This is a genomic window from Rhizobium sp. AB2/73 (assembly GCF_020871915.1).
In the GTDB taxonomy this organism is placed as follows: domain Bacteria; phylum Pseudomonadota; class Alphaproteobacteria; order Rhizobiales; family Rhizobiaceae; genus Rhizobium; species Rhizobium dioscoreae.
The window spans coordinates 3,025,606-3,039,421 of record NZ_CP067071.1 but is presented as its reverse complement, the minus strand read 5'-3'; the positions used below and the strand labels follow the sequence as shown (position 1 = coordinate 3,039,421).

The 13,816-nt window shown below is 60.8% G+C and carries 17 protein-coding genes; 13 read left to right on the top strand and 4 right to left on the bottom strand.

What is annotated here, in order from left to right; all coding sequences use genetic code 11:
• Nucleotides 1-5: 5 nt before the first annotated feature.
• The 3 genes from I8E17_RS14970 to hemC all read right to left on the bottom strand — a co-directional run bounded on the left by I8E17_RS14970 (nucleotide 6) and on the right by hemC (nucleotide 3,031).
• Nucleotides 6-1,286 carry a COG4223 family protein gene (locus I8E17_RS14970; protein WP_069613369.1) on the bottom strand — a complete coding sequence of 427 codons (1,281 nt, stop codon included), beginning with the start codon at nucleotides 1,284-1,286 and terminating at the stop codon, nucleotides 6-8.
• Between the two features lie 80 nt (nucleotides 1,287-1,366).
• Nucleotides 1,367-2,095 (bottom strand): uroporphyrinogen-III synthase, encoded by a 729-nt coding sequence (locus I8E17_RS14965; protein WP_069613370.1) that lies wholly within the window; start codon nucleotides 2,093-2,095, stop codon nucleotides 1,367-1,369.
• Between the two features lie 6 nt (nucleotides 2,096-2,101).
• Nucleotides 2,102-3,031 carry a hydroxymethylbilane synthase gene (hemC, locus tag I8E17_RS14960; RefSeq protein ID WP_069613371.1) on the bottom strand — a complete coding sequence of 310 codons (930 nt, stop codon included), beginning with the start codon at nucleotides 3,029-3,031 and terminating at the stop codon, nucleotides 2,102-2,104.
• Between the two features lie 84 nt (nucleotides 3,032-3,115).
• Between hemC and tsaD the strand changes: the two genes are divergently transcribed.
• The 7 genes from tsaD to I8E17_RS14925 all read left to right on the top strand — a co-directional run bounded on the left by tsaD (nucleotide 3,116) and on the right by I8E17_RS14925 (nucleotide 7,445).
• Nucleotides 3,116-4,213, top strand: a complete 1,098-nt coding sequence (tsaD, locus tag I8E17_RS14955) for a tRNA (adenosine(37)-N6)-threonylcarbamoyltransferase complex transferase subunit TsaD (protein ID WP_069613372.1) — start codon at nucleotides 3,116-3,118, stop codon at nucleotides 4,211-4,213.
• Nucleotides 4,210-5,199: an NAD(P)H-dependent glycerol-3-phosphate dehydrogenase gene (locus I8E17_RS14950; RefSeq protein ID WP_069613373.1), complete on the top strand. Its 990-nt coding sequence runs from the start codon at nucleotides 4,210-4,212 to the stop codon at nucleotides 5,197-5,199. Before tsaD ends, I8E17_RS14950 begins: the two co-directional genes overlap by 4 nt.
• 53 nt (nucleotides 5,200-5,252) lie before the next feature.
• Complete coding sequence (locus I8E17_RS14945; RefSeq protein WP_069613374.1) at nucleotides 5,253-5,552, top strand: hypothetical protein; 300 nt, start codon at nucleotides 5,253-5,255, stop codon at nucleotides 5,550-5,552.
• The gene (locus tag I8E17_RS14940) at nucleotides 5,549-5,980 is read left to right on the top strand and encodes a PIN domain-containing protein (RefSeq protein WP_069613375.1); all 432 of its coding nucleotides are present in this window, start codon (nucleotides 5,549-5,551) and stop codon (nucleotides 5,978-5,980) included. The genes I8E17_RS14945 and I8E17_RS14940 overlap by 4 nt, the downstream gene beginning before the upstream one ends.
• Before the next feature lie 69 nt (nucleotides 5,981-6,049).
• Nucleotides 6,050-6,343 (top strand): YciI-like protein, encoded by a 294-nt coding sequence (locus I8E17_RS14935; protein WP_069613376.1) that lies wholly within the window; start codon nucleotides 6,050-6,052, stop codon nucleotides 6,341-6,343.
• 3 nt (nucleotides 6,344-6,346) lie between these two features.
• Complete coding sequence (locus I8E17_RS14930; protein ID WP_069613377.1) at nucleotides 6,347-6,778, top strand: EVE domain-containing protein; 432 nt, start codon at nucleotides 6,347-6,349, stop codon at nucleotides 6,776-6,778.
• Between the two features lie 16 nt (nucleotides 6,779-6,794).
• Nucleotides 6,795-7,445 (top strand): methyltransferase, encoded by a 651-nt coding sequence (locus I8E17_RS14925; RefSeq protein ID WP_069613378.1) that lies wholly within the window; start codon nucleotides 6,795-6,797, stop codon nucleotides 7,443-7,445.
• A 6-nt stretch (nucleotides 7,446-7,451) separates the two neighbouring features.
• On the opposite strand, the gene I8E17_RS14920 is transcribed toward I8E17_RS14925, so the two are convergent.
• Entirely contained in the window at nucleotides 7,452-7,850 is a 399-nt protein-coding gene (locus I8E17_RS14920) for a hypothetical protein (protein ID WP_069613379.1), read from the bottom strand.
• A 300-nt stretch (nucleotides 7,851-8,150) separates the two neighbouring features.
• On the opposite strand from I8E17_RS14920, the gene sdhC reads away from it, so the two are divergent.
• From sdhC to zapE, 6 genes are all read left to right on the top strand, one after another.
• Nucleotides 8,151-8,549, top strand: coding sequence for a succinate dehydrogenase, cytochrome b556 subunit (gene sdhC, locus I8E17_RS14915; protein ID WP_069613380.1), 399 nt, complete (start codon nucleotides 8,151-8,153; stop codon nucleotides 8,547-8,549).
• Between the two features lie 65 nt (nucleotides 8,550-8,614).
• Nucleotides 8,615-8,995, top strand: a complete 381-nt coding sequence (gene sdhD, locus I8E17_RS14910; protein WP_069613381.1) for a succinate dehydrogenase, hydrophobic membrane anchor protein — start codon at nucleotides 8,615-8,617, stop codon at nucleotides 8,993-8,995.
• A 7-nt stretch (nucleotides 8,996-9,002) separates the two neighbouring features.
• Complete coding sequence (gene sdhA / locus I8E17_RS14905) at nucleotides 9,003-10,859, top strand: succinate dehydrogenase flavoprotein subunit (protein WP_069613382.1); 1,857 nt, start codon at nucleotides 9,003-9,005, stop codon at nucleotides 10,857-10,859.
• Nucleotides 10,860-10,876: 17 nt separating this feature from the next.
• A complete protein-coding gene (locus I8E17_RS14900) occupies nucleotides 10,877-11,656 on the top strand; it encodes a succinate dehydrogenase iron-sulfur subunit (RefSeq protein ID WP_004107862.1) in 780 nt (259 codons plus the stop codon).
• 357 nt (nucleotides 11,657-12,013) lie between these two features.
• The gene (locus I8E17_RS14895) at nucleotides 12,014-12,541 is read left to right on the top strand and encodes a protease inhibitor Inh/omp19 family protein (protein ID WP_069613433.1); all 528 of its coding nucleotides are present in this window, start codon (nucleotides 12,014-12,016) and stop codon (nucleotides 12,539-12,541) included.
• Between the two features lie 65 nt (nucleotides 12,542-12,606).
• Nucleotides 12,607-13,770 (top strand): cell division protein ZapE, encoded by a 1,164-nt coding sequence (gene zapE / locus I8E17_RS14890; RefSeq protein WP_069613383.1) that lies wholly within the window; start codon nucleotides 12,607-12,609, stop codon nucleotides 13,768-13,770.
• Nucleotides 13,771-13,816 lie beyond the last annotated feature (46 nt).

Genomic DNA, 13,816 nt, shown 5'->3' with positions numbered 1-13,816 from the left:
CGTCCTTAGTTCTGTTTTCCGGTATTGGCGATCGCCTTCGACAAGGCATCGCTTACCAGATCCTCGACGCGGATGCGGGCTTCCAGCGATTGTTTGAAGGCGGCCGATGCGGATTTTCCGGCATCGGGCAGGCTGTTCCATTCGGTCACCGCGCCCGGCAGATCGCCGTTCCTGACCTTGTCCTCGAAACGCGCGGCGATGGCATCGATGGTGTCGCCGGGCACATTGCCGACGGGGCGGACCTGCACCAGCGATTTCGCTCCCGACATCAGCCGGCTGCTCCAACTCTGGTTCGGATCGTCGGCCTGCGCGGTGGCGACGATTGCGGTCGCGACATCGGAAACCTGGCGGATCAGGTCGGCGCGGGAGGGCACGCCGGTCTGGGCGAAATTCTTGAGATCGGCGACGGCTGGATCGTCCGGCGCAACATTGGCAAAGGTGTCAAGCTCGGGCTGGAAGGGGCCGCCGCGGTCGATTGCCGCCTTCAACGCTGCAGCTGCGATGGCGCGGGCAACCGCGCTTTCCTGGCTCGGTCCGCTCAACTTCTTTTCGGCGTCGTCAAGACGCTTGCTGACTTCGGCATCGGATGTTGCCTGGTTCTGCGTTGCCTTGCTGAGATCCGATTTCAGCTGCTCCACCTCGCTGGTGAGCAAAGCGATCTTCTGGTCGGAGGCGGGATTTGGGATGCCAGCCGAGCCATTTGCCGAAGCGTCGTTGGCAGCGCTCGCCTCGAGTGCTGCGACGCGGGCCGTCAGTGCTTCGTCCGGCTTTGCTGTTGGTGCGGCGGCGAGATTGGCGATGCTCTGCTTGAGACCGTCGATCTCCGCATTCAGTGCGGCAATCTCGGTTGAGCTGTCCTTGCCTGTGCGGCCGCCAGGCAGGAAGCCCGCATATTGCAAGGCGCCGGCGCAGATGAGGGCGATCAGGCCGCCGGTGATGCCGGCCGCGATAAGGCCCGATGTCGAACCCTCGCGCGACGGCGGACGCTCGGTATGAGGCGGATGGTCGGCATGGGACGGCGGAGGATCGGCCTGCTGCGCAGCGGCCGTTTGCGGCTCTTGCGGTGCGGCGCCGAAGATCGACTCCTGAGCTTCTTCGCGAAATAGTTCCTTCTCCGCTTCCAGCGGCATTTCCACTTCATCAGCCGAGGAGCCGCCAAGCTCGCCACGGCTGCGCTCAGTCAAATCTTCGGGAGCTGCGTCCTGCGCAGTTTTTTCGGCTTCCAGATCGATCGTGACCGGTTCGTCGTTGGGCTTCGAATGGTTAGGCGTTTTTCGCGATACCATGAGGTCCTCTTTATCATGCGCTGCAACGAAGTTAGACAGACAAGGCGATTATGGAAAGGCCTTACATCAAAATTGCGACCTTAGGCGTGGATCAGAAGCGCCATAAGCCGGTCTTCATTCGGCATGTCGGCAATATCGACATGCGATCGCATCGGCTCCGGAACTGCGCTGGCGATGGTTTCGCTCAGGCAGAGAAATCGTGTTTCAGCAAGGATGCCGGGGTTGTGCCGAACGAATGGCAGGCTGAAAAAGCGTTTCGCCGTCTTATGGGAATAAAGTAGTACGGCGTCCGCGCGGGTGTCGGCGAAAAGCCGGCGAAGAACGTTGTCGTCCGGGACGATATTCTGCATCCGGTAGCATTCGATGGTCAGGAAAGGCAGGTGTCGCTCAGCCAGTCCGGCTTCGAAGCCGGCCGCTCGCGGAGAGCCCGCAAGATAGAGTAGGGGGCCGTCGTTCAGGCCTGAAGGATGGCCGGAGATCATGGCGGCAAGCTCTGTGCCGCCGCCTTCGGATGTGGCGATATTGCTGAATCCGAGATCAGCCGCTTCTTTGGCTGTCGCCTTTCCCACGGCAAAGAGGCGACGACCAAGATGAGGCGCAAGATCGGAATCCAACAGCGAAAGCGCCCGGATCGCCTCGGCGCTGGTGACGGCGACGGCGCCCTGCGTGGCAAGGAGCGCTCGTCGCGCCTCTTCGGCATCGTGGACAGGTTCGGCCAGCGGCAGCAGCAGGGGTTCGTGTCCCATCTGCACCAGCCGCCGCATGGTGCGCTCACCCGAATGCTGAGGGCGGGTGACGACGACGCGCATCCTTTGTCAGGTCCAGTCTTCGAAGAAGGTGCTGCCGGCTTCGGCGCGGATCGCCTGGCCGGCATTGACTCCGAGCGCCTCGGCATCGCGGCGGTGGCCCTCGATCGTGGTCGTGTGCACCTGCTTGCCATCCGGGGTGAGGATCATGCCGAAGAAGCGCAGATGATCGCCTTCGCAAATTGCGTAGCCGGCTATCGGTGTGCGACAGGAACCGTCGAGTGCGGCCAGGAAGGCGCGTTCGCAGGATACGGCATCGAAGGTCGGCGCGTCATTGACGGCGGCGAGCAGATCATTCATCCGTGCGTCGTCGATGCGGCTTTCGATTGTTATCGCGCCTTGCGCGGGCGCCGGCGGGAATTCGTCCGGGTCGAGAATATCGGTGATGACCTCGACCATGCCGAGCCGCTTCAGGCCGGCAAGCGCCAGCAGGGTCGCGTCGGCCTGCCCTTCTTCCAGCTTGCGCAGGCGCGTCTGGACGGAGCCGCGGAATGTGATGACATTGATATCAGGGCGCAGACGGCGGATCAGTGCCTGGCGGCGCAGCGACGCAGAGCCGACTGTTGCACCATGCGGCAGCTCGATCAATTTCGGCGCGGTGCGGCCGATGACGGAATCGCGGATATCTTCGCGCGGCAGATAGGCGGTGAGCGCCAAGCCTTGTGGCAGTTTCGTCGCCATATCCTTGGCGGAGTGGACGGCGAAATCGAGCTCGCCCGAGGTCAGCTTTTCTTCCAGCTCTTCCGTGAACAGGCCCTTGCCGCCGATTGCCGCGAGCGACCGGTCGGTGATGCGATCACCCTTGGTGGTGAGAACGACGATTTCGAACATTTCCTCCGGAAGGCCATGGGCCGCCATCAGGCGGTCGCGCGCTTCTCGCGCCTGGGCGAGCGCCAGCGGGCTGCCGCGCGTGCCGATCCGGAAAGGTTTTGTTTGCATCCGCTTTGATCCGTTGTTACCGACAGTTCCCGTAACCATATTTCCGCTTTATCGCAATCGACCTGTAGGCAACGAACTTTCTCCATGGCATCCGTTCTTCGTATTCTCGGCATCGAAACAAGCTGCGACGAAACCGCTGCGGCCATTGTGGAGCGCCGGGATGACGGCGCGCCCACGGTTTGTTCCGATGTCGTCCTCAGCCAATTGGACGAGCATAGCGCCTATGGCGGCGTCGTGCCGGAAATTGCCGCGCGTGCGCATGTCGAGGCGCTCGATACTCTGATCGACGAAGCATTGAAACGCGCCAATGTGTCGCTCTCGGACGTCGATGCCATTGCCGCCACCTCCGGGCCGGGCCTCATCGGCGGTCTGCTCGTCGGCCTGATGACCGGCAAGGCGATCTCGCGTGCGACAGGCAAACCATTATACGCCATCAACCATCTGGAAGGCCATGCCCTGACCGCGCGGCTGACGGACGGACTTGCCTTTCCCTATCTCATGCTGCTCGTTTCCGGCGGCCATACCCAGCTGATTCTGGTGCGTGGCGTTGGCCAATATGAGCGCTGGGGCACGACCATCGACGATGCGCTGGGCGAAGCCTTCGACAAGACGGCAAAGCTTTTGGGGTTGCCTTATCCCGGCGGCCCGGCCGTGGAAGCAGCCGCCAAGAACGGTAATCCGGACCGCTTCGATCTGCCACGTCCGCTGGTCGGCGAGACGCGCCTCGATTTTTCCTTTTCCGGCTTGAAGACGGCGGTACGGCAGGCGGCGACGGCGATCGCGCCCGTCACCGAGCAGGATATTGCCGATATCTGCGCCTCCTTCCAGAAGGCGATCTCGCGCACGCTGAAGGACCGGATCGGCCGCGGCCTGCAGCGCTTCAAGGCGGAGTTTCCGAAGACGGCGGAGCAGCCGTCGCTTGTCGTGGCCGGCGGTGTCGCCGCCAATCTCGAGCTGCGCCGCACGCTGCAGGAGCTTTGCGACGCCAACGGTTTCCGTTTCATCGCGCCGCCATTGAGACTGTGTACGGACAATGCCGTCATGATCGCCTGGGCTGGATTGGAGCGCATGGCGACGGGTACGGCGCCCGACGATCTCGATGTGCAGCCGCGCTCGCGCTGGCCGCTGGATCACAAGGCGGAAACTCTGCTCGGGCACGGCAAACGGGGAGCAAAGGCATGAGCGGCAACGAGCGGATCGCAGTCATCGGCGCCGGCGCTTTCGGCACGGCGCTCGCAGCCGTCATTGCATTGACCGGCCGCAGCGACGTCACCCTCGTCGGGCGAAAAGCCGGTCTGATGGCGGATCTTGCAACCGATCGCATGCATGATGCCGTTCTGCCGGGGATTGCGCTTCCGGATTCTTTGAAGTTCTCGGCCGAGGCGGATGCCGTTTCCGATGCCGGCATCGTCCTCTTTGCCATGCCTTCGCAGGCGCAGGCCGATGCCGCCCGTCATTATGGGCCTTATCTTGCCAAGGATGCCATCGTCGTCACCTGTGCCAAGGGGATCGACAAAGTCTCCGGCGACCTTCTGACGGACATGCTGGAGCGGGAGCTGCCGCAGCATGCCATCGCCGTGCTCTCCGGGCCTGGCTTTGCTGCCGATATCGCCAAGGGTTTGCCAACAGCTATGGCGATCGCCGCTGCCGATATGGCGGTGGCCGAAAGGCTTGCGCAGGCGATCTCCGGCCCGACCTTCCGCCTTTACGCCTCGGACGACCGTATCGGCGTGCAGCTCGGGGGGGCGCTGAAGAATGTCCTCGCGATCGCTTGCGGTATCGTCGAGGGCCGGGGTATCGGCGATTCCGCCCGTGCGGCGCTGATCAGCCGTGGCCTTGCCGAGATGTCGCGCTTCGTCGCGGCCAAGGGCGGCAAGGCTGAAACCGTGCGCGGCCTCTCCGGTCTTGGCGACCTCGTGCTGACGGCGACCAGCCATCAATCCCGGAATCTCAGATTCGGCATCGCGCTTGGCCGGGGAGAGACCGTCGATCCGGCGCACGGCACCCTGGTCGAAGGGGCCTACGCCGCCTCCATTGCCGCGCGGCTTGCACAGGAGCTCGGAGTCGACATGCCGATTACCGACGCGGTTTCCGCCATCATCGACGGCAAGCTCGACATAGCCACAGCCATCGGGCAATTGATGACGCGGCCGATCACCACGGAATAGCTTGAATAGTGGCTCTGCTCTGGATATATTACTGGATATAGCGGGAGACCACGATGAGCAGCTCGCAGAAACGCGCAATTAAGAACTATCGTTCCCGCCTTGGCGAGCGTGGTCTAGCTCGTTTCGAAGTGCTGGGGCTCGATGGCGACAAGGCTCTCATTAGAGAGGTGGCTCGGCGTTTGGCGGAGGATGGTCCCGAATCCGCCCGTATTCGCGATGTTGTCACCAAGACCATATCGGGAGAGCCGCCCAAAAAAGGTGGGGTTTACGCCTGGTTGCGGAATTCTCCTCTCGTCGGTGCGGACCTCGATCTTGAAAGGGTGAAGGGCGAAGTGCGCGAGATTGATCTGTGACTCGCTATTTGCTCGACACGAACATCATCAGCAATACAACCAAACCTGAGCCGTCGCCCCATCTTGCACGCTGGTTGGGCGATCAGGTAGATGGTGATCTCTTTATCGCAGCATCGACAATCGCTGAAATTCAGCGTGGCATCCTGATCATGCCGACGGGACGCAAGCGTGATGATCTCGAAGCATGGTTTCTCGGCGGTCAGGGACCGCTGACATATTTTGCGGGACGCATTCTTTCCTTTGACGAGAACGCTGCCCTGATATGGGCGCAACTCATGGCCGATGGCCGAACGATGGGACGACAGCGTGATCCGATGGACATGTTGATCGCTTCCGTCGCAGTTGCGAATGAATGCGTCATCGCCACACATAATGAAGACGATTTCTGGGGTCTTGATATCATCAATCCCCTTCGCACAGAAATATGATGACCTCTCGTGATTGAAGCTTTATCCGTCATCATCAATCGTTTTTGATTTTCTTGGGAGAATTAAACCATGCTTTTCGCCTTTGTCTGCAAGGACAAGCCCGGTCATCTGAATGTCCGCATGGAGACGCGTCCGGCGCATCTGGAGCATCTGAACAAGCTCAATGCGGAGGGGACGCTGAAGATGGCCGGTCCCTTCCTGGACGCGGAGGGCAAGCCGAACGGTAGTCTCGTTGTCGTCAAGGCCGAGAGCGCCGAGGCCGCCAAGGCGATTGCCGATGCCGACCCCTATACGAAGGCTGGCCTGTTCGAGAGCGTCGAAGTCAAACCGTTCAACTGGGTCTTCAACAATCCGGAGGCATGAGAGATGGCGCATTGGCTTTATAAATCCGAGCCGTCCTCCTGGTCCTGGCAGCAGCAGAAGGATGCCGGTGCAAAAGGGACCGAATGGACCGGCGTGCGCAACTATCTCGCCCGCAACAACATGCGGGCCATGCAGATCGGCGACAAGGGTTTCTTTTATCACTCCAATGACGGGCTGGAGGTCGTCGGCATCGTCGAGGTCTGCGCGCTGGCGCATCCGGATTCGACCGCAAAGGATGATCCGCGCTGGGAATGCGTCGACATCCGCGCCGTCCGCGACATGCCGAATCCCGTGACTCTAAAAGACATCAAGGCCAATCCGAAGCTTTCGCAGATGGCGCTCGTCACCTCCATGCGGCTTTCGGTGCAGCCCGTGACGGATGAGGAATGGCTCGAAGTCTGCCGCATGGGCGGTCTGGACAATCCGCCGGTCTGATCAGGCTGGAGGTTGAGTGAAAACCGATCCCGAGAGCTTCATCCGTGCCAATACCAGCCTCATGGCGCCGCCGCATGTGCCGGAAATCCGGCTGCATCTTGCAAGCGAGGCGCATGAGCTGTGGGTGAAGACAGAAGAGGAGCTGGAAGAGATCGGCCTGCCGCCGCCCTTCTGGGCTTTTGCCTGGGCGGGCGGTCAAGGTCTTGCGCGCTATATTCTCGATCATCCGGAGACCGTGACCGGCAAAACCGTGCTGGATTTTGCGAGCGGCTCCGGACTTGTCGCGATTGCTGCCAAGCGAGCGGGTGCGGCCCATGTGCTGGCCGTCGATATCGATCCGTGGGCGGGCACGGCGATCCGGCTCAATGCCGCTGAAAACGGCGTGGCCCTGGATTTTTCCGGCGACGATATGATCGGGCAGGCCGTGGATGAGGGCGTCATTCTCGCCGGCGATGTCTTCTATGATCGCGATTTTGCCGCGAGCCTCGTTCCCTGGCTACGACGTTTGGCGGGTGACGGGAAGACGGTTCTGGTCGGCGATCCCGGCAGGGCCTATCTTCCCAAGGATCGTCTGCAAGAGCAGGCGACCTATCAAGTGCCGGTGACGCGGGCGCTTGAGGACAGCGAAGTCAAGAAAACGACGGTCTGGCGATTTCTCGCCGATTGAGAATCATCAATGCCGGATGACGCAGACGCCCGCTTCGTATGAGCAGGGATTGCCGGCATAGCGGACATCGATGACCTTCGCCTTCGGTCGCAGCTGCGCCGCAGCGGACCGGGCATAAGGATTGTAGCCGCCATAGCCGATAACATAGGTACCGCCATCAGCCCGATAGACGTCGGCCGAACCGGCATAGCTGCCGGCGCTTGCCGCATCGCGTCGTTCCATGATCACGATCCGGGCGGGTTGCTGCCCTGAACCCTGCGGTTGGGATATTTGATTGAGGCGCACGATGCCGGAGCGGTTGTGATGGTGCCACTGGCGATAGTCGCTGGCCGAGGCCGGCGTGAAGGAAAGGATGGCGGCTGCCGCTAAAACGAGCGCTGCTGCCTTGAAAAGATGCGGGGCCATGATTCGATCCGCTTCGGTTCGTTAATGAAATCTTAACGGCAGATTGCCCGAAGACTGCAGCGAAGTCCATGTCAGGCTTGCCGAAATGGTAAATGGGCCGGAATGGGAGGCTCTTCTCTGCATGCTCGCTAAAGTGCAAAGCGATCCGAATCGATTAAATTCGATGCAGGCATCAATTGTGCTTGTCGATGGCCGTCTCTGTGATTATTGGTCGCAATGATGCAACGCACACTGCGCATCCCCGCGCGCGTTGCCCCGGATATCCGGGTTCTAAGCGTATCGTAACGCCGCGAGGTTCTGATGGCGAACGTCACACAAAACCGGCCTCTGTCGCCGCATCTGCAAATCTACAAACCCATCCCCACCATGGTCATGTCGATCGTCCACCGCATTACCGGCGGCGCGCTCTACTTCGGCACGCTGCTGGTCGCCTGGTGGCTGATCGCCGCAGCGACGGGTCAGGGCTATTTCGATCTGGTCAACTGGATCATGGGTACGATCATCGGCCGCATCATTCTGCTCGGCTACACCTGGGCGCTGCTGCACCATATGCTGGGTGGCTTTCGTCATTTCATCTGGGATCTCGGGCATGGTTTCGATCCCGCCGTCTCGACGAAGATGGCCAAGTTCACGCTCATCGGCTCGATCTGTCTGACCGCGCTGGTCTGGATCATCGGCATCGTCATCCGGCTGGGTTGATTGGCATGATCGCTCCCGGAAGCGCCTGGGCGCATTTCGGGATCATGCTTTAAAGGATATTTCTCATGGATATGCGCACTCCTCTGGGCAAAGTCCGCGGTCTCGGTTCCGCCAAGGAAGGTACCGATCATTTCTGGCGCCAGCGCCTGACCGCCGTTGCCAATGTTCCACTTTTCCTCTTCTTCGTCATCTTCCTGATGATCTATGCCGGCGCGCCCTACGCTGAAGTCGTGCATGCGATCTCGAACCCGATCGTCGCCGTCATCTTCGGCCTGATGGTGATCTCCGCCCTCATTCATATGAAGATCGGCATGCAGGTCATCATCGAGGACTATGTTCATGGCGAATTCGCCAAGATCGTCCTTCTCATGCTCAACACGTTCTTCGCGATCGTCGTGGCGGGCCTCTGTCTTTTCGCCATTCTGAAGATCGCGTTCGTAGGATAATTGCATCATGGCACCGAACTCATCCGCTCAGAATGGGCCCGCTCAGAACGGCAAAGCCTACAAGTATATCGACCACTCCTATGACGTGATCGTCGTCGGCGCCGGCGGCGCCGGCCTGCGCGCCACGCTCGGCATGGCCGAACAGGGCTTCCGCACCGCCTGCATCACCAAGGTCTTCCCGACCCGCTCCCACACCGTCGCAGCCCAGGGCGGCATTGCCGCCTCGCTGCAGAACATGACGCCGGACAGCTGGCAGTGGCATCTATACGACACCGTCAAGGGCTCCGACTGGCTCGGCGACGTCGATGCGATGCAGTACATGGTCATGGAAGCGCCGAAGGCCGTCTACGAACTCGAGCATTACGGCGTGCCCTTCTCGCGAAACGAAGAAGGCAAGATCTATCAGCGCCCGTTCGGCGGCCACATGCAGAATTTCGGCGAGGGACCGCCAGTGCAGCGCACCTGTGCCGCTGCCGACCGTACGGGCCACGCCATCCTGCATACGCTCTACGGACAGTCGCTGCGCAACAATGCGGAATTCTTCATCGAGTATTTCGCGCTCGACCTCATCATGTCCGACGATGGCAGCCGTTGCACCGGCGTCGTTGCCTGGTGCCTCGATGACGGCACGATCCATCGCTTCGCCGCCAAGATGGTGGTTCTGGCGACCGGCGGCTATGGCCGCGCCTATTTCTCGGCGACCTCCGCCCATACCTGCACGGGCGATGGTGGCGGCATGGTGGCCCGCGCCGGACTGCCGCTGCAGGACATGGAATTCGTGCAGTTCCATCCGACCGGCATCTACGGATCGGGCTGCCTGATCACCGAAGGCGCGCGCGGCGAAGGCGGTTATCTCGTCAATTCCGAAGGCGAGCGCTTCATGGAACGCTATGCGCCCTCGGCGAAGGACCTTGCCTCGCGTGACGTCGTTTCGCGCTGCATGACACTGGAAATCCGCGAGGGTCGCGGCGTCGGCAAGAACAAGGACCATATCTTCTTGCATCTCGACCATCTCGATCCGGCCGTACTGCACGAGCGCCTACCCGGCATCTCTGAGAGCGCCCGCATCTTCGCCGGCGTCGATGTGACCCGCGATCCGATCCCCGTGCTTCCGACCGTTCACTACAATATGGGCGGCATTCCCACGAACTATTGGGGCGAAGTGTTGAATGCCGATAGCAACAATCCCGAGCGCGTGCTGCCGGGCCTGATGGCCGTCGGCGAAGCTGGCTGCGCTTCGGTGCACGGCGCCAATCGTCTCGGCTCCAACTCGCTGATCGACCTCGTGGTCTTTGGCCGTGCCGCCGCCATCCGCGCCGGCCAGGTCATCGACCGCAACAGCCCGGTTCCGCCTGTCAACGTTGCCGCCTGCGACAAGATCATGGAGCGCTTCGATCGCCTGCGCCATGCCAGCGGCTCAACGCCGACGGCGGCACTGCGCGAGAAGATGCAGCGCGCCATGCAGGAAGATGCCGCCGTGTTCCGCACCCAGGAATCGCTGGAATCCGGCTGCCGGCGCCTGTCGGCGATCTGGAAGGAACTGCCCGACATCAAGGTTACCGACCGCTCGCTGATCTGGAATTCCGATCTCGTCGAAACGCTGGAACTGCACAATCTGATGGCCAACGCCATCACGACGATCTACGGCGCCGAGGCCCGCAAGGAGAGCCGCGGCTCGCATGCCCGCGAGGATTATACCGAGGGCAAGTTTGGCGGCCGCGACGACGAGAACTGGCGCAAGCATACGCTCGCCTGGGTCAACGAGGCAGGCGACGTGAAGCTCGACTATCGTCCGGTTCACACCGACCTGATCGCCGAAGGCATCGATCCGCACAAGATCGAGCCGAAGGCACGCGTATATTGATCTGAGAGGAACTGACCATGGTTGAACTCGCTCTCCCCAAGAACTCTCAGATGCGCGAAGGCAAGGTCTGGCCGAAGCCGGTCGGTGCCAAGAACACGCGCGAATTCCGCGTCTATCGCTGGAGCCCGGATGACGGTCAGAACCCGAGCATCGATACCTATTACATCGATGTCGACGATTGCGGCCCGATGGTGCTTGACGGTCTGCTTTACATCAAGAACAAGATCGACCCGACGCTGACGCTGCGCCGCTCCTGTCGCGAAGGCATTTGCGGCTCCTGCGCGATGAACATCGACGGCACCAACACGCTCGCCTGCACCAAGGGTCTGGATGAGATCAAGGGCACCGTGAAGGTCTATCCGCTACCGCATATGCCCGTCGTCAAGGATCTCGTGCCTGACTTGACGAACTTCTATGCCCAGCATCGCTCGATCGAGCCCTGGCTGAAGACGGTATCGCCGCCGCCGGCCAAGGAATGGAAGCAGAGCCATGAGGACCGCCTGAAGCTTGACGGCCTCTACGAATGCATTCTGTGCGCCTGCTGCTCTACCTCCTGTCCGAGCTACTGGTGGAACGGCGACCGTTACCTCGGCCCTGCCGTTCTGCTGCAGGCCTATCGCTGGCTGATCGACTCCAGAGACGAAGCCAAGGGCGAGCGCCTCGACAACCTCGAGGATCCCTTCCGTCTCTATCGCTGCCATACGATCATGAACTGCGCCCAGACCTGCCCGAAGGGTCTGAACCCGGCCAAGGCGATCGCCGAAATCAAGAAGATGATGGTCGAGCGGCGGGTCTGACCCGGCGCTTCATTCCCATCAGAATGCCTGCGGTTTTGATCGAAAATGGGAATATCGCTTCGACAGGTTTGCCGAAGCGGCGGAGTGATCGTCCAGGTGACATCAGATATCACCCGGCTCCGGATGGGTATTCGATAGCGCTGTGAATCACAGAGGATGACGAAATTTGCCGTTCGGGCCGTCTTTGGGTGGGTTCAGCAGGTTAGCCTTGAAACCACCCGATTCTTGTCCAGCTATGGCCTTCGGCAATTTGTGGCGGTATCGACTTGATTAACCAAAGTGAAATACGATAATTCGGACATCATTAAATATCACTTTGTCGATGTCAGCGGTGGACAATCATTTAGGAGTGTGATGATGCAGTTCAGATATGCAGTGACGGCTGCGGCGATTGGCCTGTCGCTTGCCGGTTGCCAGCGCACGGCATACAATAACGACAGTTATTCGTCTCCGGCACCACTGCAGGCTCAGCCTGTTCCTTCCGTCCAATCCAGTCAGCTTCCGCCTCCCGGCGCCGGTAACGGCTCGCAATTCCCGGCGGCGCCGGCGAGCGCGCCGAATGCAGCCAATCCGGCGCAGCAGCAGGCGATGGCGGCTTCGGCCATGGATGTCACGAAGGAATCGATGGTCGGCAGCTGGAAGGTGAGCAATGGCGGATCGAGCTGCGATATGTTCCTGACATTGACCAACCTCGGCAGCGGCTCACGCGGCGGTACGCGCGGCTGCGCGGGCGAACTGACCTCGATGGGCTCGTGGGAAGTCTCCGGCAAGCAGGTTCTCCTGAAGAATCGTGACGGCTCGACGATCGGTACGGTCTACAAGACGGCCGATTCGCGTTTCGACGGTTCGACCGCCTCCGGCCAGCCGCTCAGCCTCAGCCGATAAGCTTATTCTGAAAGGGGCAGCATCCTTCGGATGCGCCCTTATTTTGCACAGGCGGATATTTCCCCATGCAGCCCATGCCAGATTATTCGATCAGCGTCTGCGAACAGCTGAAGGCGCTGACGGCGTCCGGATCCCTTCAGGTGGATTCGGCACAGATGGATGTGGCGAAAATGCTGGACCGGGTGCTTGCCGATCTCAAGCGCAAGCGGCCCGCCGCAAAATCCAGCGCGCTCGGCTGGATGTTTGCTGCCCGCAAGAAGTCGATCGAGACGATCAAGGGCCTCTATATTCACGGCAGCGTCGGGCGCGGCAAGACTATGTTGATGGACATGTTCTTCTCGATGGCGCCCTGCCAGAAGAAACGCCGGGCGCATTTCTTCGAGTTCATGACCGATGTGCACAATCGCATCGCGGCGCAGCGGCTGAAATTCAAGAATGGCGAGACCAAGCAGGCCGATCCCATACCACCTGTCGCCGCCGATCTCTATGCCGAAGCCGAACTGCTTTGCTTCGACGAATTCACGGTGACCGACATTGCCGACGCGATGATCCTGTCGCGGCTGTTTTCCGAACTGTTCTCGCTCGGCTGCGTGCTGATCGCCACCTCGAATGTCGAGCCGGACAATCTCTATCGCGACGGGCTCAATCGCGGCCTCTTTCTGCCCTTCATCGATCTCCTCAAGAAGCATGTCGATGTGGTGACGCTGGACTCGCCGACCGACTATCGCATGGAGAAGCTGAACAGTCAGCCCGTCTATCTGACGCCGCTGGACCAGCGCACCGACATGGCGATGGATGCCTCCTGGATGCAGGCGTTGCATGGGCGCAAGGCGCAGCCGATGGAGATCCCGATGAAGGGGCGCTCCATCCATGTGCCTCTGGCCGTCGACCGCATGGCACGCTTTTCCTTCGCCGATCTCTGCGACGTGCCGCTCGGGCCTGCCGATTTCCTCGCCATCGCCGAACGGTTCGATACGATCTTCCTCGATCGCGTGCCGAAGCTCGGGCCGGACAAGCGCAACCAGACGAAGCGTTTTATCATTCTGATCGACACGCTCTACGATCATAATATCCGTCTCTACATCTCCGCGGCTACCATGCCGGAAGATCTGCTCGAGGAGCGGCGGGGGACGGAAGGCTTCGAATTCGACCGCACGGCATCGCGGCTTTTCGAGATGCGGAGCGCCGAATATCTGGCTCAGACTCCGGCCAAGCGTGCCGCCGAGTGACAATTCGGTGACAGGTTGTCTTACGTTTACGTAAGAATTTTTCGAT

Bases quoted from the DNA above. Each gene is read 5' to 3' on its own strand.
- I8E17_RS14970 (WP_069613369.1), bottom strand. From the start codon at position 1,286: ATGGTATCGCGAAAAACGCCTAACCATTCGAAGCCCAACGACGAACCG.
- I8E17_RS14965 (WP_069613370.1), bottom strand. From the start codon at position 2,095: ATGCGCGTCGTCGTCACCCGCCCTCAGCATTCGGGTGAGCGCACCATG.
- hemC (WP_069613371.1), bottom strand. From the start codon at position 3,031: ATGCAAACAAAACCTTTCCGGATCGGCACGCGCGGCAGCCCGCTGGCG.
- tsaD (WP_069613372.1), top strand. From the start codon at position 3,116: ATGGCATCCGTTCTTCGTATTCTCGGCATCGAAACAAGCTGCGACGAA.
- I8E17_RS14950 (WP_069613373.1), top strand. From the start codon at position 4,210: ATGAGCGGCAACGAGCGGATCGCAGTCATCGGCGCCGGCGCTTTCGGC.
- I8E17_RS14945 (WP_069613374.1), top strand. From the start codon at position 5,253: ATGAGCAGCTCGCAGAAACGCGCAATTAAGAACTATCGTTCCCGCCTT.
- I8E17_RS14935 (WP_069613376.1), top strand. From the start codon at position 6,050: ATGCTTTTCGCCTTTGTCTGCAAGGACAAGCCCGGTCATCTGAATGTC.
- I8E17_RS14930 (WP_069613377.1), top strand. From the start codon at position 6,347: ATGGCGCATTGGCTTTATAAATCCGAGCCGTCCTCCTGGTCCTGGCAG.
- I8E17_RS14920 (WP_069613379.1), bottom strand. From the start codon at position 7,850: ATGGCCCCGCATCTTTTCAAGGCAGCAGCGCTCGTTTTAGCGGCAGCC.
- sdhC (WP_069613380.1), top strand. From the start codon at position 8,151: ATGGCGAACGTCACACAAAACCGGCCTCTGTCGCCGCATCTGCAAATC.
- sdhD (WP_069613381.1), top strand. From the start codon at position 8,615: ATGGATATGCGCACTCCTCTGGGCAAAGTCCGCGGTCTCGGTTCCGCC.
- sdhA (WP_069613382.1), top strand. From the start codon at position 9,003: ATGGCACCGAACTCATCCGCTCAGAATGGGCCCGCTCAGAACGGCAAA.
- I8E17_RS14900 (WP_004107862.1), top strand. From the start codon at position 10,877: ATGGTTGAACTCGCTCTCCCCAAGAACTCTCAGATGCGCGAAGGCAAG.
- I8E17_RS14895 (WP_069613433.1), top strand. From the start codon at position 12,014: ATGCAGTTCAGATATGCAGTGACGGCTGCGGCGATTGGCCTGTCGCTT.
- zapE (WP_069613383.1), top strand. From the start codon at position 12,607: ATGCAGCCCATGCCAGATTATTCGATCAGCGTCTGCGAACAGCTGAAG.